The organism is Candidatus Omnitrophota bacterium, from assembly GCA_028715415.1.
Classification (GTDB): Bacteria; Omnitrophota; Gorgyraeia; order Gygaellales; family Profunditerraquicolaceae; genus JAQURX01.
On record JAQURX010000017.1, the window covers coordinates 1 to 20371 of the forward strand.

The window sequence follows — 20371 nt, forward strand, 5'->3', positions numbered from 1 at the left end:
TCCGATGAAAGAAGAAGTTGGGCCTGAAGCTGTTGAAGGTGAAGCTAAGCAGGAACCGGAAGTTATTAAAGAGAAGAAAGAAGACCCTGCTGAAGGCGGCGAAGAGAAGAAATCTGAAGAAAAGAAGGAAGAAAAGAAATAAGGAATGAAATTAATTGTAGGCTTAGGCAACCCTGGAGATAAATACGCCGATTCAAGGCACAATATCGGGTTTTCCGCAATCAAGTCTTTGGCAAAAGCTTATAAAATATCCTTAAAAAAAGATTTTTTCATTTCTTCAATAAGCGGAAAAGGTAGGATACATGGAGAGTTTGTAGCGTTAGCAATGCCGTTAACATTCATGAATTTATCCGGCAATGCTGTTAAACCTCTTCTTAAGAAATACAAAGCTGATATAAGCGATCTTTTGATAATTTGTGATGATATGGATTTGGATATTGGCAGGATTAAGGCCAGGCCAAGCGGCACATCAGGAGGCCAGAGAGGGATGGAATCAATTATCAAATCTCTTTCTACCGATGAATTTGCGCGTTTACGTATCGGCATCGGCAGGCCGCCAAGACAAATTGATCCAAGCGATTATGTATTGTCTAGATTTCAGGCAAAAGAAAAAGAGTTAATAAGTGAGGCGCTTGAGCAAGCCTCTCAATGCTGCCTTGTTTGGGTTACTAAGGGCATAACAGAAGCAATGAATAATTTTAACAAGAGGAGTAAACAGAATGAATAAGTACGAAGCGATGTTTATTATTAAGCCGGATTTATCGGAAGAAGAAAGAAAAACTTTATTTAATCAGATCGGAGAATCCATAACTAAAAATAGCGGCGTTGTTACTCAGGCTGCCGTTTGGGCGGAGAGGAAAAAACTTTACTTTCCGATCAAGAAATTCCAGGAAGGATTGTATTATCTGGTTAATTTTGATCTTCCTGCTCCGGGCGTCAAAGAAATAAGGCAGGCCTATAGGATTAATGAGAGTATTTTGCGTGTTCTCGTATCCAGGCTTTAGTTAGTTTTAAGTAAATAGGAGGTTTGTGGCAATGGCTAGTTACAATAAAGTTTTATTGATGGGTAACCTTACAAAAGATCCCGAGCTGCGTTATACTCCTCAGGGAGTTGCTGTTGCAAACTTGCGGCTTGCGGTGAATCGTAAATACAAGAATAAGAACCAAGAGATGAAGGAAGAGGTATGTTTTATCACGGCTGTAGTTTGGAGTAAGCAAGCAGAGACTTGCAATCAATATTTACATAAAGGAAGCGCTGTTTTTGTTGAGGGCATACTTCAATCGCGCTCTTGGGAAGATAACGCCGGCCAAAAACGCAGTGTTATTGAGGTCAGGGCAGAACGAGTGCAGTTTTTAGGCTCGCCAAGCTCGTCAAGGGGCTCGGCAAGTGTCCCTTCCGGAGAGGTTGGACAGGGCGAATCAACTGAATCAGCATGGTTAGAAGAAAGCGAGGATATATCTAATGAGAGTTAAAACATTTGGTAAGGGTAAAACAAAGTTAGCAGGTAAGAAAAAATTTGATACTCATGTAATGAGAAAGAAATTTTGCCGTTTCTGCGCGGATAAAGTAAAAGTAATTGATTATAAAGATGCCAAGAGATTGGAATCTTTTATTACCGAAAGAGGCAAGATTGTTTCAACGCGTGTTTCGGGAAACTGCGCTAAGCATCAAAGGGTTCTTGCGGACGCGATGAGAAAAGCACGTTTTGTTTCAATTGTTCCTTACGTTCGTTAATTTAGTTTCAAAGAGGGAGGACCCATGGAAGTAATATTAAAACAAGATGTTGATAAAATCGGTAAAATTGGCGCTGTTGTTAAAGTAAAAGACGGGTTTGCGCGTAATTTTCTTTTTCCAAATAAATTAGCTATCCCTTTAAATTCGGCTAACCTTAAAGTTCTGGAACAGGAAAAAGAAAAGAAATCGGTAGCATTAGAAAAAGCCCTTAAGGAATCAGAGATAATCAAAGAAAAGCTTTCCGGAATTTCGTTGACAATTCAATCTTTGGTTAAAGAGGAAGATAAATTGTACGGTAGTATTACTTCGCACGATATTTCATTGGCTCTTAAAGAAGAAGGCTTGGATATAGACAAGAATATTATTTTGTTAGATGAGCCTATTAAGGCGCTTGGAATTTATGAAGTGCCTGTTAAGCTGCATCCGGAAGTAAGTGCAAAAGTCAAAGTCTGGATTGTAAAGAAGTAGAATTTGTGTTTTCAAACATGCCAAACGAAGCAACTTTAGAAAAAGTCCCTCCGCAAAATTTAGACGCCGAGATGGCAGTTTTAGGTTCAATGCTGCTAGCTGAGGAAGCGATAGCTGTTTCTATTGAATTCTTAAATAGTAACTATTTTTATAAGGATGCCCATAGAAAAATCTTTGACGCGATTCTTAATCTCTACAATGTTAACAAGGCAATTGATTTAATTACCCTGACTGATGAATTAAAAAGAAGCAATCAGCTTGAAGATGTCGGAGGGGTGAGTTTCTTAACAGGGCTTGTTAATTCAGTTCCTACTGCAGCTAATATCAATCATTACGTAAGAATAGTAAAAGAAAAGAATATTTTACGTACTTTGATAAATAACGCCACAAAAATAGTTTCTTTATGCTATGAAAGCGATGGCAATGTTGATGAGGTTGTTGATAATGCGGAAAGGTTTATTTTTGAAGTTACAGATAAAAAAGTCCAGGGGTCATACCTGCATTTAAAAGAAATTGTCAAAGATAGCATAGAGACTATTGACCAGCTTTACCAGAATAAAGCCCATGTTACCGGAGTTCCTACCGGTTATATTGATTTTGATTTAAAAACAGCCGGGCTTCAGCCTTCGGATTTAATTATTATTGCGGGCCGGCCTTCTATGGGTAAGAGTGCTTTTGCGTTAGGGATTGCAGAATACGCAGGGGTAATAGAAAAAGTCCCAACTGCAATATTTAGCCTTGAAATGTCCAAGGAACAGCTTGCCCAAAGAATGCTTTGTTCACATGCAAAAGTAGATGCACATAAAGTAAGGACTGGTTATCTTGCAACTTCTGACTGGCCGCGCTTAACAGCTGCTGCGGGGAAATTATCAGAAGCGCCAATTTTTATTGATGATACTCCGGCAATTTCCGTAATGGAATTGCGTGCCAAAGCACGCCGCCTTAAATCGCAGCATGATATTAAATTAATTATTTTAGACTATATGCAGCTTATGCGTGGCTCAAGCGGAATAGAGAGCAGGCAGCAGGAGATTTCAGAAATTTCCCGTTCTCTAAAAGCCTTAGCTCGTGAATTGCGTGTGCCGTTAATAGCAATCAGCCAGCTTTCCCGTGCGGTTGAATCGCGAACTGACCATAGGCCTCAACTTTCTGATTTAAGAGAGTCGGGTGCTATAGAGCAGGATGCGGATGTGGTTGTTCTTATTTTAAGGGAAGAGTATTATAACCCTACGTCCGAGAACCAGGGTATTGCCGATGCGATTATCGCAAAGCAGCGTAATGGCCCGGTTGGTTCCGTAAAATTAGCATTTATCAAAGAGTACACCAGATTTGATAATCTTGCTAGGACTGAATAATTTTATTGATTTAAACCATTAATTTATATATAATATTTCAATAATGCGACGAACATTCCTTGTTTTTTCCTTCATTTTTTCTTTTTCACTGCTAAGCAACTCTTGTTCTCTTTTTGCTCAAGAAGAAAACAAAGCGCAGAAAGTTTCCTCTATTGAGCAATCCCAGGAAAAGGCAGTTAATCCAACTTCCCCTGTCCAAGAAAGCGCAAAAATTGTTAATTTAATTGAAGTAAGAGGCAACAAAGCGATAAGCACTAATACTATAATCTCAAAAATGAAAACAAGGGTGGGAAGCCCTTACCTTGATACAGCTATAAGCGATGATTTAAAACGGCTTTATCTTTTAGGTTTCTTTGACGAAGGCACAAAGATTGATTCAGAGCCTTATAAAGACGGAGTTAAGGTTATTGTAACGGTTGTTGAAAGGCCTTTAATTGAAAAAATTAATTTTGCGGGGATTACGCACGCTTCGCTTAAGGACGAGAAACTTAAGCCGCAACTAAAATCTAAAGAAGGCCAGTATTTGGACTATGCTAATCTGACCGAAGATATCCGCATCCTTAAAAAGCTGTATGAAAAGATTGGTTTTAGCCAGGTGCAGATTGATTATAATGTCTCTCTTGACAAGGAAACAAATAAAGCTAAAGTCCTGTTTAATGTTGTGGAAGGCAAGAAAGTAAGGATCCAGGAGATTATTATTTCAGGAAACAAATCTTTTAAATCCGCGCGTATTCTAAGGCTCTTAAAAACCAAGAGAGCGTGGTTTTTTAATGCCGGTGTTTTAAAAGACGATGTAATCAAAGAAGACATGGAGCGTTTGAAAACCTTTTACCGCGATAATGGATTTTCGGACGTAACTTTGAGCTATGAAGTAAAACCTGATCTTAAGAAATCTTATCTTTTGAATGTTTATATTAATATAGTTGAAGGAAAAAAGTATTCAATCGGAAATGTTGTTATCTCTGGCAATAAATATATTAAAGAGAAAGAGATAATCGGAGCTTTGAAAGATTGCCTCCCCGGTAAAGTATTCAGCCAGGACCGGATGAGAAATGACGCTAGCAATATTCAAAGTTTATATTTTGACCGCGGTTATATTAGTTGCCGGGTTATGGAAGGCTCTGCCGTAAATGCGCAGACAGGAAGAGTTGATATCACCTACAATATAGATGAAAATGATGTTGCTTATGTCAGCAAGATTAAAGTAAGGGGCAATGTTAAAACAAAAGATGCTGTAATTCGAAGAGAATTAAGGATTTATCCCGGAGATAAATTTGATGGAGCGAAGTTAAATCGCAGCAAAGAGAGGCTAAAGAATTTAGGATACTTTGAAGAGGTTAGTTATGATACTGAGGATACCCAGGTTCCAGATAAAAAAGATTTGATTGTTGATGTTAAAGAGACAAAAACCGGTTCGTTTAGTTTCGGCGGAGGTTACAGCACGGTTGATGATTTTGTGGGGTTTGCGGAGATTGAGCAGAAGAATTTTGATTGGTTAAACTGGCCGTACTTTACTGGAGGAGGACAAGATTTAAAATTCAGAGGTTCCTTTGGTACGGTAAGCAATAGTTTTGAATTAAGTTTTACTAATCCTTGGGTTTTTGATTATCCGTTTTCTTTCGGATTTGATCTTTACAAGCGCGACCATAAAAGGGATGAAGATGTCGGTTATGGTTACGATCAGAAAGTCATGGGTGGTGATTTACGTTTAGGTAAGGAGCTTACTGAATATATTAATGGTAATTTAACATTTAGGCACGATAAAATTCAAATTAAAAATATTTCTGGAGACGCCACTGTTGACTTAAAGAAAGAAGATGGTTCAAATATAATTAACAGTTTAACTCCCAGTTTAAGCTTTGATACACGCGATAATGTTTTTGAAACAAGAAAAGGCGAGCTTGTGACTGGTATGATGCAGTATGCTGGAGGGTTCCTGGGAGGAGATAAATATTTCTGGAAATTTTATGGCCGTGCTTCCCATTATGTCCCTTTACCTTTTAAATCCGTGTTGGAGCTAAAAGGAAGAGTGGGTGTTGGGGATTCTTTCGGCAATACGGACGATATCCCAATATATGAAAGATTTTTTGCCGGTGGCGCTGACACGATAAGAGGTTATGAAGAAAGAAAAGTCGGGCCAACGGATCCTGTTTCAAAAGACCCCTTGGGTGGGCAGTCGATGCTTGTAGGAAATATTGAATACACCTATCCTTTATTAAATTTTCTAAAGGTGGCAGGTTTTTATGATGTAGGTAATGTTTGGTCAAGGTTGGGAGATATTGGTACAAAGAGGGATACTTCTACTAATACGGGTGGTTTTAAATCAGGCATAGGATTAGGTATCAGAGTAAAGACTCCGCTTGGCCCCATGAGGCTTGATTACGGTATTCCTATGGCAAAAGCTCCAGGTGAAGATAAGAAGAGTAACGGAAGGTTCCATTTTAGCGCAAGCCACGATTTTTAAAAAAAGCAACTAACAAACAGGAGGGATGGTCAAGATGGGAAGGAAAGCAGTTGTATTATTTGGAGCAATTTTGGGTTTAGGCCTTTTGGTTGGAACAGCACAAGCAGCGGATAAATTTGCTTATGTTGATTTAAGCAGGCTCTTTAGCGAATACAATAAAACTAAAGATTTTGATAAAGTTTTAAGCGAAAAAGAAAATGTTTATACTGCTGAAAGAGAAAAGAAAGTCAATGAAATTAAGTCGGTTCAGGATAAGCTAAGCCTTTTAAGCGACAAAGAAAAAGAAAACAAAAAAGGTGATTTGGAAAGCAAGGTTAAAGTTTTAAAAGAATATGACAGGCAGAAGCAAACTGATTTACGTAAAGATCAGGATGAGAAAATGAAAGAGATCCTGAAGAATATACAAGACACGGTAAAGAATTATGCTGAAAAGGAAGGCTATACGATGGTATTTAATGACCGTGTCCTGGTTTATCAGGTAAAGAGTATGGACATTACTGATAAAATATTAGAGTTATTGAATAAGGGCTATTCGAAGAAATAAGTGAATTTGTTTTAAAGTTTAATTACGCTTGATAAACCCCCACACCAAATTTTATATAGCAGCTGATATAGCTAATTTGGTGTGGGGGTAAATTTAAAATGCAGAAGACTCTTAAAGATATTGCAAAGATTGTTGGCGGGAAGATAATTGGGGACGGTAATGTTGTAATTACCGGAGTTTCCGGGATCAAAGAAGCTAATAAAGGGGATATTACTTTCTTAGCGAATCCTAAATATTTTCCGCTTGCTGATAAAACAAATGCTTCGGCAATTGTAGTGCCAGAGGATTTTAAAGGCGCAAGTAAGCCTTTAATATTAACAGAAAATCCTTCTTTGGCTTTTACAAAGATTATTTCTTCCTTTGCGCCTGTTGAGGCAAGTAAGCCTAAAGGAATACATCCGACTGCATTGTTAGGTAAGGATGTAAAAATAGGCAAGGATGTTGCAATAGGGCCTTATGTGGTTATCGAAGACGCAGTAGTGGTCGGGGATAATACGCTTATTTATTCCGGCTGTTTTATCGGGCATGGTACAAAGATAGGTAAAGACACCCTTATTTATTCAAATGTTTCTATTCGTGAGCGGATATCCATTGGAGACAGGGTAATTATTCATAGCGGAGCTGTAATTGGCGCTGACGGATTTGGTTTTATAACAATAAAAGGGCTTCATCATAAAATTCCTCAAATTGGTACGGTTGAAATTGAGGATGATGTTGAAATTGGCGCAAATACTGCAATTGACCGGGCGCGTTTTGATAAAACTATTATTCATCGCGGCACAAAAATAGATAACCTTGTGCATATAGCACACAATGTCGTAGTAGGCGATGATTCTTTAATTGTTGCACAAGCAGGTATTTCAGGAAGCACTGTAATCGGCAAGGGTGTTACTATCGCAGGCCAAGCAGGGCTCGTAGGGCATATTACTATCGGAGACGGAGCTATATTAGCGGCTCAAGCAGGGATAACCAAATCTGTTCCAGCAAACACTATGGTTTCCGGTTATCCGGCAAGAGCGCATGATAAAGCCATAAAAGTAAATGCCTGCGTGCAGAATTTGCCTAAATTATACGAAACTATCAACGAACTTAAAAAGAAGGTTGAGGAATTAGAAAAAAGAATAAAATGATTAATCAAAAGACAATTATTAAAGAAGTGTCCATTAGTGGAGCAGGCTTACATACTGCAAATAAGGTTAATCTTAAGTTTAAACCGGCAGATATTGATTCTGGGATAAATTTTATCCGCGTTGACATGCCGGAAAAGACAGTGATAAAAGCAAATACGGATTCATTGATTGTTTCTTCACGTGCGCATCGTAGGACTTCTATAGGAAATAGCACTGTTGAGGTGCATACCATAGAGCATCTTATGGCTTCATTATTTGCTCTTGGGATTGATAATATTAACATTGAAATAGACAGCAACGAAGTCCCGGGATTAGATGGAAGCAGCCAGGTTTTTGTTGAAACATTAAAGGGCGCCGGGATTAAAGAGCAGGATAAAGAGAAACACGGCTTTAGTTTAAGAGAGCCGATTTTTATTGAAGAAGGCGGTTCGTCAATTATAGCGCTCCCGAGTGAAGATTTCCGGATTTCTTATACTTTGAATTATGATCATCCTATGTTAAAGTCCGGATTCCTGGAATTAATTGTAACCCCGGAGAGTTTTTCAAGTGAAATTGCTCCTGCAAGGACGTTTTGCCTTGAAGAAGAGGCAAAGGAACTGCAGCGTAATAATGTTGGACTTGGTGCAAATTATGAGAACACCCTTGTTGTCGGAGCGACAGGAGTAATTGGCAACAAGCTGCGTTTTGATAATGAATTTGTGCGCCATAAGATTTTGGATTTGATTGGAGATTTAAGTATTCTTGCCCAGCCCATAAAGGCGCATATTATTGCAATAAAAAGCGGGCATTCTTTAAACCTAAAATTAGCAAAAAGTATTGACCAGCAGAGAAAGAAATATTCAACTGGCACAGGGAAAAAGGCCTTAGATATTCAGGACGGAGAAGTTTTGGATTGTGAAACAATAATGAAGATACTCCCTCATCGCGATCCGTTTCTTTTTGTGGATAGGGTTACCAAATTGGAAAAAGGCAAGCACGCAGTAGGAATCAAGAATGTAACTATTAATGATTATTTTTTTAGAGGGCATTTCCCGGGCAGGCCTGTTATGCCGGGAGTCCTTATTGTTGAAGCAATGGCTCAGGTGGGTGGTGTTATGATGCTTGCTTTGGAAGAAAATAGGGGGAAGTTAGCTTTTTTTATGATGATTGATAATGTTAAATTTAGAAAGACCGTTGTTCCGGGAGACCAGCTTGTGTTTGATGTAGTTGCTGGGAAAATGAAATCTAAGACAGGGCAGGTCCATGGAAAAGCATATGTAGACGGTAAGGTTGTTGCGGAAGCAGACCTTATGTTTTCAATTGTTGATTCTCCGGAGAGCTAAAACTATGGAAATTCATCCAACAGCGATTGTATCAAAAAAAGCAAAATTATCGGATAACGTTATAGTAGGGCCTTATTCTATTATTTCAGATAATGCAGTGATAGGGGAGGGGACAAAGATTGGCGCGCACTGCGTTATTGAAGGCAATACTACTATCGGAAAGAATTGTGAGATATTTACCGGAGCCGTCATTGGTTCAAAGCCTCAGGATTTAAAGTTTAAAGGTGAAAAGGTTTTTCTTGAGATTGGCGATGGAAATATGATTCGTGAATATTGCACTTTCAATCCGGGTACAGGAGAAGGCGGGAAAACAACAGTAGGCAATGGCAATCTTTTTATGGCTTATTCCCATGTTGCCCATGATTGTATAGTTGGAAATAATTGTGTTATTGCAAATGTCGGGACGCTTGCCGGGCACGTAACTATTGAAGATATGGCTGTAATAGGAGGTTTAGTTGCCATACATCAATTTGTAAAAATCGGTAAACTTTCAATTATAGGTGGCTGTTCCAAGGTTGTGCAGGACATTCCTCCGTTTTCAACCTGCGACGGGCATCCTGCCCGCGTATTTGGATTAAATCTTATCGGTTTAAGGCGGCATAACATTTCAAAAGATTCAATGCATGCTTTAAGCAGATGTTACAAGATACTTTTCTCCGAAGGACTCTCTCCGAAACATGCTCTGGAAAAGATTGAGAAAGAAGTTAAACTAACAACCGAGGCATCTTATTTGGTTAACTTCGTAAAAACTTCTGAAAGAGGCATTGTTCGTTCCTGCCGCAAAGAATAATATGGAAAAAATTGGCTTAATAGCCGGTAACAGAAAATTTCCTTTTGTTTTTGCCCAAGCTGCGAAGAAAAGAAATTTTAGTATTGTGGCCGTGGCAATCAAGGGTGATACATCCTCAAGGCTTAAAAAATATGTTGATAAGATTTATTGGCTTGGGCTCGGGGAATTTAGCTCAATGTTTAAGATTTTTAAAGCCGAAGGGATTAATAAAATTATTATGGCAGGACAAATTTCCCCGCGCAGGCTTTTTAGTAAAGAAATAAATAAAGACCCTGTTTTAAAAAGTTTATTATCCGGCATTGTTGATAAAAGGGCAGATACAATATTCGGGGCTATCGCTGATAAGTTAAAAGAAGAAGGTTTTGAGCTAATTGATTCAACAACATTTATAGAAGAGCTCCTTCCTAAGAAAGGCACCCTTACAAAACACGAGCCGGACTTTTCAACCTGGGAAGATGTGTATTTTGGTTTAGAATTAGCCAAAGCAGTAGCCTTTCTTGACATAGGCCAGACGGTTGCGGTTAAACACAAGGCGATTGTCGCGGTGGAAGCGCTTGAAGGAACTGATAATTTGATCAGGCGGGCAGGAAGGATAAGCCGGGGGGGAGCAGTAGTCGTCAAAGTAAGTAAACCAAAGCAGGACAAGCGGTTTGATATTCCGGTAGTTGGCCTTAATACGATTAAGGTTTTAACAAGGGCGAAAGCGTCATGCCTTGCCATAGAAGCTGACAAAACACTTTTTATAGATAAAGAAGAAAGCGTCAAGCTTGCCGACAAAAAAGGCTTAGCGATTGTTGCGGTGTAAAAACGCTTGACAGTCTTAGCGTTAAAGTGTATAAATAATACATAACAAGGAGGCTGTTATGGCAGTGGTCAAGGCGAAATCAAAAGAATTCAAGCTTTATGCTCCTCAAGCAAAAAGAGTTACGCTCGCAGGCAGTTTTAACAACTGGGATACAAAAAAACTTACCGCGAAAAAAGATACAAAAGGAAATTGGGCAGTTAAGGTTAGCCTAAAGCCCGGTAAGCATGAGTATAAGTTCTTTGTTGATGGTTCTTGGATTAATGATCCACGCTGTAATTCTTGTGTTTGCAATTCTTTCGGTACCCAGAATTGTGTAGTAGAAGTTAGATAAAATAGTTAAATTAAATATTGCTCCCCACCTTTTTTGAGGTTATGGTTACTTTAAGAAGGTGGGGATTTTTTTAAGATGAAATATATATACGGACCGATAAAATCCCGCAGATTAGGCTTATCCTTAGGTGTTAGTTTAACTCCCTATAAAATATGCGATTTTGACTGCATCTATTGCCAGTTAGGCAGGGCTAATGTTATTTCTTCGGAAAGAAAAGAATATGTAAATAAGGCTCAAGTCCTTGATGAATTAAGGGTTTGGCTGCAAAGCAATCCGGAAGAAGCAAAGAGCCTGGAGTTTATTACTTTCTCAGGAGCAGGAGAGCCGACTCTTAATACAAAAATCGGGGAAATTATTGATGAGATAAAGCGGACTTTGCCTTATCGAGTTTGCGTTATCACCAATGCTTCTTTGCTGGGGGATAAAGAGGTGCGCAATAGTTTATTAAATGCAGATTTGATCGTGCCTTCATTGGATGCGGTTTCTTCGGAAGCATTTAAAAGAATTGACAGGCCCACGCAAGGCATTGAAATTGAGAATATAATTGATGGCTTAATAAATTTACGCAAGGAATTCCGTGGAAAGATTTGGTTGGAGATTATGCTTGTGCGCGGGGTGAATGACGATTTAAGGCATATTAAAAAAATGAAAGAAGTGATAGATAGGATTAATCCTGATAAAATTCAACTAAATTCACCTGTGCGTTCAACCGCGGAAAACCACGTTTTATCCGTCGGAAAATATAAATTAATTAAAATTAAGAAAATATTTGGCGATAAATGTGAGGTTATTTAGCGCAAGTGCGCATTTACTATGCGCTCGTAGCTCAATGGATAGAGCGCTAGCCTTCGGAGCTAGGCGTTGCGAGTTCGACTCTCGCCGAGCGCGTTATAAAGATTGAAGGTTAAATGAACGAAGAACATAAAGATAAACAAAAATGGTATTTTAAGACGTCATTTTTGGTGGTTGCTTTTTTAGCTGTCGGGCCATTAGCACTCCCTTTGCTTTGGTTTAATCCACATCTTAGTATTAAACTGAAAGTAATAATTACCGTTGTTATCGCGATCTTGACTGTTTTGCTATGGCATTTAACAGCTAATTCGCTTAAAACTATAGATATTTATATTAAAATGATGCCTCAGTTTTAAGATTGACTTCCCGCCTGATTTAGGTTAAAATAATACCCTTAATAATTAGATTTCGGGCCATTAGCTCAATTGGTGGAGCAGGACACTCTTAATGTCAAGGTCGTTGGTTCGACTCCAACATGGCCCACTAAATTTCCCGGGTGTTTAGTGGTTGAGAAGGATTTTGAATTAATTGAGCATACCGCAGATGTAGGCATCAGGGTAAAAGCTAAAGATTTAGTAGGCCTTTTTAGTAAATCAGGACTTGCCTTATTTCAAATCTCTGCAGAGAAACTTCCCGCAAAAGATAAAGAAAAACACAAAATAATCGTCGCGCTTAAAGCAAATAATATTGAAGAGTTATTTATTAATTGGCTTAATGAATTATTGTCTTTATCAGCTGTTGAATGTTTAATTTTTGAAGGTTTTGAGATTAGTAAGGTTGATGAAAATTGTATTGAAGTAGTTGCAATTGGTGTTGATATAAAGAATTATAAAGTAAATACTGAAATTAAAGCTGCGACTTATCACGAATTAAAGGTAGAAAAAACGGGTTCAGGTTGGGTAGCTGAGGTTATATTTGATGTCTAGTATACAATTAGAAAAGATTGATGATTTCCGATGGCGGATTCCGAAAAGTTATAAGCCCGGGATGCGCGTACCGGGGATTATTTATGCCGATGAAAAATTGCTCAAGGATATCTATCAGGATAAAGCGCTTGAGCAGGTGGCTAATGTAGCGTTCTTGCCGGGGATTGTGAATGCGTCTTTGGCAATGCCGGATATCCACTGGGGTTATGGATTCCCGATTGGTGGGGTTGCGGCAACTGATATTGAAGAAGGTGGAGTAGTTTCTCCCGGGGGAGTTGGTTTTGATATAAATTGCGGAGTGCGTTTACTTAGGACTAACCTGCAATTTGAAGATATAAAAGATAAGATTAAAGATTTGGTTTATACTTTGTTTTCAGATGTGCCTGCTGGAGTTGGTTCAAAGGGCGATATAAGAGTAGGCAATAAAGAAGAAAAAGAAATTTTAGTAAAAGGCTCTAAATGGGCGGTTGCAAAGGGTTACGGAACTCAAGATGATTTGGAATGTACCGAGGAGAATGGCGCAATTACTGGTGCTGATCCTGATGCTGTATCTGACAGAGCGTATGAGAGAGGTAAGGCGCAATCGGGAACGCTTGGCTCGGGAAATCATTTTTTAGAGGTTCAAGTAATTGATCAGCTTTATGACGCAAAGATTTGCGATGAGTTTGGCCTTAATTTAGGACAGGTTATGGTAATGATTCATTCCGGCTCGCGCGGATTAGGTTATCAGGTTTGTGAAGATTCATTGCGCACGATGGTTAATTGTCTGCATAAATATAATATAAATGTTCCAGATCGCCAGCTAGCCTGTGCGCCGGTAAATTCTCCGGAAGCGCAAAATTATTTAAACGCAATGCGATGCGCGGCAAATTATGCCTGGGCAAACAGACAGTGTCTCATGCATTTGACTCGTCTTGCTTTTGAAAAAGTCTTCTGTATGGGTTGGGAAAAGTTAGGAATGTCTTTAATTTATGATGTGGCACATAATATCGCAAAGATTGAAACTTATAATATAAACGGAAAAGAAAAAAAGCTCTGCGTTCATCGTAAAGGAGCCACCCGCGCATTTCCTCCGGGGCATCCGGCGTTACCCGATAGGTATAAAAGAACAGGACAGCCTGTAATTATTCCCGGGGACATGGGACGTAATTCATATCTGCTTGTCGGGACAGAAAAAGCAGTAGAAACATTTTATTCTACCTGTCATGGTGCTGGACGCGTTAAATCCCGCACTGCAGCGACTAAGTCCATAAATTTGAATACACTCTTGAAGGAATTGGAATCTAAGGGTATAATAGTCAAAGCTTCGGGCCGAGGAACAATAGTAGAAGAGGCTCCGCAGGCATATAAAGATGTAAATGACGTGGTTAACGTGGTGCATAATGCGGGAATTTCCAAGCGCGTCTGCAGAATGCGGCCGGTTGGTGTAATTAAAGGATAAAAACTTAAGGAGTTCAATGCTCGATATAAGATTTATTCGTGAAAACGTTGATTTGGTAAAGAAATCATTGCAAGATCGTAATTTAAAAATTGATCTGGACGGTTTGGTAAGCCTTTATGATTCCAAGCGCCAAGTTTTAGCTGAGCTTGAAGATTTAAGAGCAAAAAGAAATAAGGCAAATGATGAAATAAGTGTTTTGCTTAAAACAAAGCAGGATGCCAAGCCTAAAATTGAATCAATGAAGGAAATCTCTAGCAAGATTGGTGAATTAGAGAATAAAATTAAAGAAATTGATGTTGAATTAGGCAGCCAAGTTTTAACTATTCCTAATATCCCACATGCGTCAATTCCCCGTGGAGATCCGACTTGTAACAAGATTGTGCGTTCATGGGGTGAGCCGCCTAAACTTGGATTTAAGCCTTTAACACATATTGAAATAGCACAGAATTTAGACATTATTGATTTGCCGCGCGCAACAAAAATTACCGGCTCTAACTGGATATTATATAAGGGCTGGGGTGCGAAATTAGAAAGAGCATTAATTAATTTTATGCTTGATTTTCATACCAGAAAGCACGGGTATACCGAAATCTTCCCGCCTTTTTTAGTTAATCGTGCTTCCATGACCGGGACAGGGCAGCTTCCAAAATTAGAAGAAGACATGTATCGTTTAAAGGATGACGATTTATTCTTAATTCCTACAGCTGAAGTTCCGGTAACCAATATTTTCCGCGATGAAGTATTGGAAGAAGAGAAGCTGCCGATTTATTACACTGCCTATACAGCATGTTTTAGAAGAGAGGCGGGTTCTTACGGCAAAGACACAAAAGGCTTAACCCGTGTGCATCAATTTGATAAAGTTGAGATGGTGAAGTTTGTTAAACCGGAAACTTCTTATGATGAATTAGAAAAACTATTAGGAGACGCTGAGGAAATTTTGCAAGCACTCGGGCTTCCTTATCGCGTGCTTATGCTGGCAACACAGGATTTAAGTTTCTCGGCTAGCAAATGTTATGATTTAGAAGCGTATGCTGCAGGAGTTGATAAATGGCTTGAGGTTTCAAGCTGCAGTAATTTTGAAAGTTTTCAGGCAAGGCGCGCAAATATAAGATTTAGAAGAAAGGCTGAAGACGGGAAAAAAGTTACCGAATATCTTCATACATTAAATGGTTCAGGAGTAGCTTTAGCGCGCACAGTGATTGCGATATTAGAAAATTATCAGCAAAAGGACGGCACAATATTAATACCTGAGGTATTAAGGCCGTATATGGATGGCAAGGAAAGAATTTCCTGAGATAAAAGGGGACTTTGGCCCGAAGTTTAAGGGCGGAGATTTTGATTTTAAGGATACTAGTTTTAAAGATAAAGTATCTGATAAAGTATCTGAGAAGGTTTCTATTTTTTCAAATAAATTCTTCCAGGTTGTCAAATTCCTTTTAGGGATTTGTTTTTTGCCTTTTGTGTATTCATCCACATTAGCATTCTTAAAAGAATTTGGCCTTATCCAGCATTCGCTTCAGGTTTTGTTTTGGAATGGAGTTATTGCTTTCTTGTTGATTTATCTGTTTATCTGGGAGCCGGCGCAAATTTACACAAGAGGGCATAAGATAATGGAGCTTTTATTTAACTTCTTTAAGCCGCTGGTTAGGATAGCGCCTAATCTTCTGCCGATTTATTCGTTGTTAGTTTTCTTTTTCTATACGCTTTTATTTCTAATATATAAAGACCCGAGGATTGTTAATTATTCTGTTTTTCTTTTCGGCTTTACTATTACTTTGCATCTTGTATTTGCTGCTAAGTCACTTCGCACTAGAAAGGGCGATTTTTTAAAAGGCAATTATATCTTCGGATTTTCATTTATCTGGCTTATTAATTTAATCTTGCTAAGTTTATTCTTAAATGTTATGTTTAAAGAGTTTTCTTTTATCAATTTCTTTGATAGCGCTTACCTAAAAGCCAGCGGAATTATTTACGCAGTATTTAAGCAGCTTTTCTTAGGATAAATTTGGTGGGGTGGCAGAGCGGTCGAATGCGGCAGTCTTGAAAACTGTTTTGGGCGTAAGCCCAACGTGAGTTCGAATCCCACCCCCACCGCCATTCTTCAAACTTAATATGAAAAAAGCAGTGATTATCGCCTCCGGAGGCATGGACAGCACAACCTTGCTATACGATATTTTAGATCAAGGTTATGAAGTTTATGCTTTAAGTGTCAATTACAGCCAGAGGCATGTTAAAGAATTAAAATTTATTAAGAAAACTTGTGCCAAATTAAAAGTTCCGCATAAGATAATCGATTTGGCTAAGGTAGGCAAAGAAATTTTGAGCGCAAGTGCACTTACTTCTAAAAACATATTAGTTCCTGAAGGTAATTACAATGGAGAGAATATGAAGCTTACCATTGTTCCTAACAGGAATATGATTCTTTTGTCTTTAGCTGTTGGTTACGCGATAACTATCGGTGCAAAAAAAGTTTTTTATGGCGCTCATGCCGGAGACCATACGATTTATCCTGATTGCAGAAAAGAATTTGTAGAAGCGATGAAGCGCCCTATCGCTTTGGCAGATTGGGATGTGGTTGAATTAGAGGCGCCTTATTTGGATTTTGATAAGGGAGATATTGCAATAAAAGGCAAGAGTTTAGGTGTTGATTATTCCCTTACATGGACTTGTTACAAAGGTGGGGCGTTAGCTTGTGGAAAATGCGGAGCCTGTCAGGAAAGGCTTGAGGCATTCCGCAAGGCAGAAATAATAGATCCAATTAAATATCAGGATTAGTATTTATTGGAGAGTTGGCAGAGTGGTCGAATGCGGCGGTCTCGAAAACCGTTATCCTGCAAGGGATCGGAGGTTCAAATCCTCCACTCTCCGCCATGTTTATATACATTGATCAACTAGGTAGTGTCTCGTGTTTACAAAAGAGAAATTTCGAATATAAAAAACTAAAGCCTTCGTTGGCAAAAAGTATGCCGGCGAAGGTTTTATTTATTAATTTTTTTTAGTATAAGGGGTGGGATATGGATGGAATAAAAGTTTTGCGCAGCACCCAGATAATTATTCTGGGAATTTGTTTTGTAGTAGCGACAATTACTTCAACTGTGATTCTCTCGAAAGGGATATTGCAGATGAAGAAATTCTCAGAGCAGGTGATTAAAGTCACCGGTTCAGCTGAGAAGAATATAATCTCTGATGCTATTGTCTGGAGGCTAAATTTTTCCCGCAGAGAAGTAAAAATGGTGGTTGCTTTTGATTTGTTGAAGGAAGATCTTGAGATAGTAAAAAAATATTTATTTGATAAAGGCGTTAAAGAAAGCGAGATTATTGTTGCCCCGGTTACGACAACTGTATTATACAAGAAGAATGATAAGGGTAATGATACTAATGTAATAGAAGCTTATATTTTAGCCCAAGAGGTAGAAGTTCGGTCAAGTGATGTTTTAAGGATAGCTGAAATTTCTCGGCAGGCAACTGAGCTTATAGAAAATGGGCTTGAGATTATATCTCAATCGCCTGAATATTTCTATACTAAGCTTCCCGAACTTAAATTAGAGATGCTTTCTGAGGCATCTGAAAATGCCAAGAAGCGCGCTGAATCAATGGCTAAGGCTTCCGGCAATAAAATCGGCCGAATACGATCTGCACGCATGGGGGTGTTTCAGATTACACCGGTTAATTCCTTTGATGTTTCAGACTGGGGTTTAAATGACACGACTTCTTATGAGAAGAAAGTTAATGCTGTGGTAAATGTGGAGTTTGCGATAAGCGATTAAGCAGTGGAATTCTTGAATTCCTTGTTATCATTTTGGTCAAATTTTGTTATAATGTAGAGCGAATAAATTAAAAGGAGGAAGGCATGAAGAAACTGGTTGTGTTAGTTTTAGGAATCATGGTGTTCACTGCCTCAAATGTATTTGCCGCCGCTGACATTGGTAATATTATGCCGGTTCTTGAAAACGTTAAGCAGTCCATTAATTCTACTTTTGTGGAAATAGACCAAGATCTAAGTGCTGCAGCAAAAGATTTGTCTGCTACTGATTTAAAAGGAGACGCCGCGCGAAAGATTTTAAATAATTTGCGTAAATTCCGTCCATATGTCGTTGATTGTTCTATTGTTGATGTAAATGGTATAAAAATTACCGTTGAACCCGCAGAATACAAGAAATATGAGGGCACTGATAGAAGCGATTTGCCTTCAGTTATTTCTCTTTTAAAGGCAAAGAAACCTGAAATGAGCGATGTCTATCATGCCTCTGAAGGTATGCATGCAATAAATATAGGATACCCGATATTTTCTGAGAAGAACGGCGAATTATTAGGTGCGGTAAGGATGTTAATAAGATATGAAGATTTTTTAAAACCGCTTGTTGAGGACCAACCTTGCAAGATATGGGTAATGCAGAAGAATGGACTTCTTGTATACGATGCAGATCCCGAAGAAATCGGGAAGAATATATTTTCTGATAGTATGTTTAAGCCTTTTGAAGATTTGGTTGAGTTTTCCAAGACCGTTGCCTTGAAGAAGGATGGCGCCGGTTCGTATGATTTTTACGCTGATGGGCTCAAAGACAAAGCTCTTGTTCAAAAAATTGCGGCTTGGGATACTGTTTCACTATATGGGACAGAGTGGCGCGTGGTAGCGATGGAGATAGGAAGGACGCTTGCACAGCCTAAGGCTTCGGAGGCAGTTCCGGCGGCAGAGAAATAATAGCACTAAGGCATAGGCGTTTTTAAGTTTGTCTATTTTAAGGCGATGTGTTATACTTATTCGTTTTGAGTATAAATTTTGGAGAGGTGCCGGAGCGACCGAGCGAAGCTCTGCGGAGCGAGGAAGTCCCTGGAGCGAGCGGATGCGAGCGAAAGGGACGGTCGAACGGTTAATACATAAATTTTGGAGAGGTGCCGGAGCGGTCGAACGGGCATGTCTGGAGAACATGTGAGCCGCAAGGTTCCCAGGGTTCGAATCCCTGCCTCTCCGTTTTTAATAATTAGTAATGGAGTCTTATGCATTGGATTTATTTGATTACCGCAATATTGGGTGAAGTAGTTGCAACCTCTTCTCTAAAGCTATCCGAGGGATTCACAAAATTAGTCCCATCGACTATTGTCGTTGTTGGGTATGGTATTGCTTTTTACTTCCTATCACTTGCTTTAAAATATATTCCACTAGGTATAGCTTATGCTATTTGGTGTGGGATTGGGATTGTCCTTATCGCTCTTGTTGGGTTATTTTTTTACAAGCAGGCTATGGATATTCCAGCTATAATAGGAATAGCGCTTATATTTGCAGGTGTCTTAGTCATAAATCTCTTTTCAAAGAGCGTCATTCATTAATAAATATAGAAAGTTGTTTTATAATGAAGATAATCCAAATTATTTTAGTAATCACCTTTGCAATTTTCTCGAGCGTATTTGCAGACCGCCCTATGCCGAAAGATGTATCACCCATCATTCATGATGAAATCAAATATGTTGTTTCTCATTGGGATACTTCCGGTAATCGATTTCAAAATGGAGGATATATTGAAGCGTGGGATAATAAAACAAATAAGCTTTTGTGGGTACTTAAGATTTATACTATAGAATATGACAATAAGATAGAACGTGATGTGCAGGATATTTTTATTACTAAAGTTGAAGTTAAAGATGGTAAATTGATAATACTTAATGAAGCAAATGACGAGTTTACACTTGATTTAAAAACAAAAGAAATCAGCCCGGAAAATAAAATATATAAAAAGTAATTTTAGTGGTTCATTAAGTCCCTTGTGATAGAATATGTCTCAAAGGGTTTTGACTGTTATCTTAAGTTGGAGAAATAACGGGAGGATATTGTTATGAAGATAGGAAAAGTAGTTCTCGCAGGAGTGGCAGTAACTGTTTTTAACGCAATCTTGGGCATGGTAACATGCGGCGGTATTTTTAGCTGGGTGTATAAATTGGAACCGACTAACGTATGGAAGCCGATGGAAGGAGCGCCTGGTGCAAAGTACATGATAGGCAGCCTTGTTTTGAGCATCCTTCTTGCTGTTGTTTATGCTTTGATACAAAAAGGTCTTCCGGGCAAGAATAAGCTTGTAAAAGGCGCTGTTTTCGGGTTATGTGTATGGGCAGTTGGAATGCTGCCGGGTATGTTTGCTACATATACGTTTATGACAGTTGCAACTACCGTTACTATCTACTGGACAATTCTTGGGTTGATTAAGTCTCCTTTGGAAGGGATGATAATCGCCGCTATATACGGCAAATAGAGGTAAAATGTTTGAACGTATAA

Annotated in this window: 25 protein-coding genes and 5 tRNA genes; all 30 read left to right on the forward strand. The window is 38.8% G+C overall.

Features of this window, described 5'->3' with window-relative positions:
* The first annotated feature begins 145 nt into the window (after positions 1-145).
* Positions 146-727, forward strand: coding sequence for an aminoacyl-tRNA hydrolase (gene pth, locus PHO70_07465; GenBank protein ID MDD5432803.1), 582 nt, complete (start codon positions 146-148; stop codon positions 725-727).
* Positions 720-1004: a 30S ribosomal protein S6 gene (gene rpsF, locus PHO70_07470; GenBank protein MDD5432804.1), complete on the forward strand. Its 285-nt coding sequence runs from the start codon at positions 720-722 to the stop codon at positions 1002-1004. Before pth ends, rpsF begins: the two co-directional genes overlap by 8 nt.
* Positions 1005-1035: 31 nt before the next feature.
* Complete coding sequence (gene ssb / locus PHO70_07475) at positions 1036-1473, forward strand: single-stranded DNA-binding protein (protein ID MDD5432805.1); 438 nt, start codon at positions 1036-1038, stop codon at positions 1471-1473.
* A gap of 58 nt (positions 1474-1531) precedes the next feature.
* On the forward strand, positions 1532-1735 hold the full coding sequence (gene rpsR / locus PHO70_07480) for a 30S ribosomal protein S18 (protein ID MDD5432806.1): 204 nt from the start codon (positions 1532-1534) through the stop codon (positions 1733-1735).
* Between the two features lie 24 nt (positions 1736-1759).
* Positions 1760-2203, forward strand: coding sequence for a 50S ribosomal protein L9 (gene rplI, locus PHO70_07485; GenBank protein MDD5432807.1), 444 nt, complete (start codon positions 1760-1762; stop codon positions 2201-2203).
* A 17-nt stretch (positions 2204-2220) separates the two neighbouring features.
* The gene (dnaB, locus tag PHO70_07490) at positions 2221-3558 is read left to right on the forward strand and encodes a replicative DNA helicase (GenBank protein ID MDD5432808.1); all 1338 of its coding nucleotides are present in this window, start codon (positions 2221-2223) and stop codon (positions 3556-3558) included.
* A 43-nt stretch (positions 3559-3601) separates the two neighbouring features.
* A complete protein-coding gene (gene bamA / locus PHO70_07495; GenBank protein MDD5432809.1) occupies positions 3602-6022 on the forward strand; it encodes an outer membrane protein assembly factor BamA in 2421 nt (806 codons plus the stop codon).
* A gap of 34 nt (positions 6023-6056) precedes the next feature.
* Positions 6057-6566, forward strand: a complete 510-nt coding sequence (locus PHO70_07500; protein ID MDD5432810.1) for an OmpH family outer membrane protein — start codon at positions 6057-6059, stop codon at positions 6564-6566.
* A gap of 98 nt (positions 6567-6664) precedes the next feature.
* Positions 6665-7696 (forward strand): UDP-3-O-(3-hydroxymyristoyl)glucosamine N-acyltransferase, encoded by a 1032-nt coding sequence (lpxD, locus tag PHO70_07505; GenBank protein MDD5432811.1) that lies wholly within the window; start codon positions 6665-6667, stop codon positions 7694-7696.
* Positions 7693-9018, forward strand: a complete 1326-nt coding sequence (locus PHO70_07510; protein MDD5432812.1) for a bifunctional UDP-3-O-[3-hydroxymyristoyl] N-acetylglucosamine deacetylase/3-hydroxyacyl-ACP dehydratase — start codon at positions 7693-7695, stop codon at positions 9016-9018. The genes lpxD and PHO70_07510 overlap by 4 nt, the downstream gene beginning before the upstream one ends.
* Before the next feature lie 4 nt (positions 9019-9022).
* Positions 9023-9808, forward strand: a complete 786-nt coding sequence (gene lpxA / locus PHO70_07515; protein MDD5432813.1) for an acyl-ACP--UDP-N-acetylglucosamine O-acyltransferase — start codon at positions 9023-9025, stop codon at positions 9806-9808.
* 1 nt (position 9809) lies between these two features.
* Positions 9810-10613: a UDP-2,3-diacylglucosamine diphosphatase LpxI gene (gene lpxI / locus PHO70_07520; GenBank protein ID MDD5432814.1), complete on the forward strand. Its 804-nt coding sequence runs from the start codon at positions 9810-9812 to the stop codon at positions 10611-10613.
* Between the two features lie 58 nt (positions 10614-10671).
* A complete protein-coding gene (locus PHO70_07525; GenBank protein ID MDD5432815.1) occupies positions 10672-10944 on the forward strand; it encodes a glycogen-binding domain-containing protein in 273 nt (90 codons plus the stop codon).
* 75 nt (positions 10945-11019) lie between these two features.
* Positions 11020-11739 (forward strand): radical SAM protein, encoded by a 720-nt coding sequence (locus tag PHO70_07530; protein MDD5432816.1) that lies wholly within the window; start codon positions 11020-11022, stop codon positions 11737-11739.
* 20 nt (positions 11740-11759) lie between these two features.
* Positions 11760-11832: transfer RNA gene (locus PHO70_07535), tRNA-Arg, on the forward strand.
* A 20-nt stretch (positions 11833-11852) separates the two neighbouring features.
* Complete coding sequence (locus PHO70_07540; protein ID MDD5432817.1) at positions 11853-12092, forward strand: hypothetical protein; 240 nt, start codon at positions 11853-11855, stop codon at positions 12090-12092.
* A 54-nt stretch (positions 12093-12146) separates the two neighbouring features.
* A tRNA-Lys gene (locus PHO70_07545) sits at positions 12147-12219 on the forward strand.
* Positions 12220-12239: 20 nt separating this feature from the next.
* Entirely contained in the window at positions 12240-12662 is a 423-nt protein-coding gene (locus tag PHO70_07550; protein ID MDD5432818.1) for an archease, read from the forward strand.
* Positions 12655-14103 carry an RtcB family protein gene (locus tag PHO70_07555; protein ID MDD5432819.1) on the forward strand — a complete coding sequence of 483 codons (1449 nt, stop codon included), beginning with the start codon at positions 12655-12657 and terminating at the stop codon, positions 14101-14103. The genes PHO70_07550 and PHO70_07555 overlap by 8 nt, the downstream gene beginning before the upstream one ends.
* A 16-nt stretch (positions 14104-14119) precedes the next feature.
* Positions 14120-15397, forward strand: a complete 1278-nt coding sequence (gene serS, locus PHO70_07560) for a serine--tRNA ligase (GenBank protein MDD5432820.1) — start codon at positions 14120-14122, stop codon at positions 15395-15397.
* Complete coding sequence (locus PHO70_07565; protein MDD5432821.1) at positions 15375-16106, forward strand: hypothetical protein; 732 nt, start codon at positions 15375-15377, stop codon at positions 16104-16106. The genes serS and PHO70_07565 overlap by 23 nt, the downstream gene beginning before the upstream one ends.
* A gap of 4 nt (positions 16107-16110) precedes the next feature.
* A tRNA-Ser gene (locus PHO70_07570) sits at positions 16111-16200 on the forward strand.
* A 15-nt stretch (positions 16201-16215) separates the two neighbouring features.
* Positions 16216-16878: a 7-cyano-7-deazaguanine synthase QueC gene (gene queC, locus PHO70_07575; GenBank protein ID MDD5432822.1), complete on the forward strand. Its 663-nt coding sequence runs from the start codon at positions 16216-16218 to the stop codon at positions 16876-16878.
* A gap of 8 nt (positions 16879-16886) precedes the next feature.
* Positions 16887-16974: transfer RNA gene (locus PHO70_07580), tRNA-Ser, on the forward strand.
* Positions 16975-17117: 143 nt separating this feature from the next.
* Positions 17118-17870 carry an SIMPL domain-containing protein gene (locus PHO70_07585; protein ID MDD5432823.1) on the forward strand — a complete coding sequence of 251 codons (753 nt, stop codon included), beginning with the start codon at positions 17118-17120 and terminating at the stop codon, positions 17868-17870.
* An 83-nt stretch (positions 17871-17953) separates the two neighbouring features.
* Positions 17954-18805, forward strand: coding sequence for a cache domain-containing protein (locus tag PHO70_07590; GenBank protein MDD5432824.1), 852 nt, complete (start codon positions 17954-17956; stop codon positions 18803-18805).
* Positions 18806-18990: 185 nt separating this feature from the next.
* Positions 18991-19075, forward strand: a tRNA-Ser gene (locus PHO70_07595).
* Positions 19076-19101: 26 nt separating this feature from the next.
* On the forward strand, positions 19102-19431 hold the full coding sequence (locus PHO70_07600) for a multidrug efflux SMR transporter (protein ID MDD5432825.1): 330 nt from the start codon (positions 19102-19104) through the stop codon (positions 19429-19431).
* Positions 19432-19454: 23 nt separating this feature from the next.
* On the forward strand, positions 19455-19841 hold the full coding sequence (locus tag PHO70_07605; GenBank protein ID MDD5432826.1) for a hypothetical protein: 387 nt from the start codon (positions 19455-19457) through the stop codon (positions 19839-19841).
* Positions 19842-19934: 93 nt separating this feature from the next.
* On the forward strand, positions 19935-20348 hold the full coding sequence (locus PHO70_07610; protein MDD5432827.1) for a hypothetical protein: 414 nt from the start codon (positions 19935-19937) through the stop codon (positions 20346-20348).
* Positions 20349-20371: the final 23 nt, after the last annotated feature.

Bases quoted from the DNA above. Each gene is read 5' to 3' on its own strand.
- PHO70_07555 (MDD5432819.1), top strand. From the start codon at position 12,655: ATGTCTAGTATACAATTAGAAAAGATTGATGATTTCCGATGGCGGATT.
- queC (MDD5432822.1), top strand. From the start codon at position 16,216: ATGAAAAAAGCAGTGATTATCGCCTCCGGAGGCATGGACAGCACAACC.
- rpsR (MDD5432806.1), top strand. From the start codon at position 1,532: ATGAGAAAGAAATTTTGCCGTTTCTGCGCGGATAAAGTAAAAGTAATT.
- pth (MDD5432803.1), top strand. From the start codon at position 146: ATGAAATTAATTGTAGGCTTAGGCAACCCTGGAGATAAATACGCCGAT.
- bamA (MDD5432809.1), top strand. From the start codon at position 3,602: ATGCGACGAACATTCCTTGTTTTTTCCTTCATTTTTTCTTTTTCACTG.
- dnaB (MDD5432808.1), top strand. From the start codon at position 2,221: ATGCCAAACGAAGCAACTTTAGAAAAAGTCCCTCCGCAAAATTTAGAC.
- PHO70_07525 (MDD5432815.1), top strand. From the start codon at position 10,672: ATGGCAGTGGTCAAGGCGAAATCAAAAGAATTCAAGCTTTATGCTCCT.
- PHO70_07540 (MDD5432817.1), top strand. From the start codon at position 11,853: ATGAACGAAGAACATAAAGATAAACAAAAATGGTATTTTAAGACGTCA.
- lpxD (MDD5432811.1), top strand. From the start codon at position 6,665: ATGCAGAAGACTCTTAAAGATATTGCAAAGATTGTTGGCGGGAAGATA.
- PHO70_07530 (MDD5432816.1), top strand. From the start codon at position 11,020: ATGAAATATATATACGGACCGATAAAATCCCGCAGATTAGGCTTATCC.
- PHO70_07565 (MDD5432821.1), top strand. From the start codon at position 15,375: ATGGCAAGGAAAGAATTTCCTGAGATAAAAGGGGACTTTGGCCCGAAG.
- rplI (MDD5432807.1), top strand. From the start codon at position 1,760: ATGGAAGTAATATTAAAACAAGATGTTGATAAAATCGGTAAAATTGGC.
- PHO70_07500 (MDD5432810.1), top strand. From the start codon at position 6,057: ATGGGAAGGAAAGCAGTTGTATTATTTGGAGCAATTTTGGGTTTAGGC.
- PHO70_07610 (MDD5432827.1), top strand. From the start codon at position 19,935: ATGAAGATAGGAAAAGTAGTTCTCGCAGGAGTGGCAGTAACTGTTTTT.
- serS (MDD5432820.1), top strand. From the start codon at position 14,120: ATGCTCGATATAAGATTTATTCGTGAAAACGTTGATTTGGTAAAGAAA.
- PHO70_07590 (MDD5432824.1), top strand. From the start codon at position 17,954: ATGAAGAAACTGGTTGTGTTAGTTTTAGGAATCATGGTGTTCACTGCC.
- lpxA (MDD5432813.1), top strand. From the start codon at position 9,023: ATGGAAATTCATCCAACAGCGATTGTATCAAAAAAAGCAAAATTATCG.
- PHO70_07510 (MDD5432812.1), top strand. From the start codon at position 7,693: ATGATTAATCAAAAGACAATTATTAAAGAAGTGTCCATTAGTGGAGCA.
- PHO70_07585 (MDD5432823.1), top strand. From the start codon at position 17,118: ATGGATGGAATAAAAGTTTTGCGCAGCACCCAGATAATTATTCTGGGA.
- lpxI (MDD5432814.1), top strand. From the start codon at position 9,810: ATGGAAAAAATTGGCTTAATAGCCGGTAACAGAAAATTTCCTTTTGTT.
- ssb (MDD5432805.1), top strand. From the start codon at position 1,036: ATGGCTAGTTACAATAAAGTTTTATTGATGGGTAACCTTACAAAAGAT.
- PHO70_07600 (MDD5432825.1), top strand. From the start codon at position 19,102: ATGCATTGGATTTATTTGATTACCGCAATATTGGGTGAAGTAGTTGCA.
- rpsF (MDD5432804.1), top strand. From the start codon at position 720: ATGAATAAGTACGAAGCGATGTTTATTATTAAGCCGGATTTATCGGAA.
- PHO70_07605 (MDD5432826.1), top strand. From the start codon at position 19,455: ATGAAGATAATCCAAATTATTTTAGTAATCACCTTTGCAATTTTCTCG.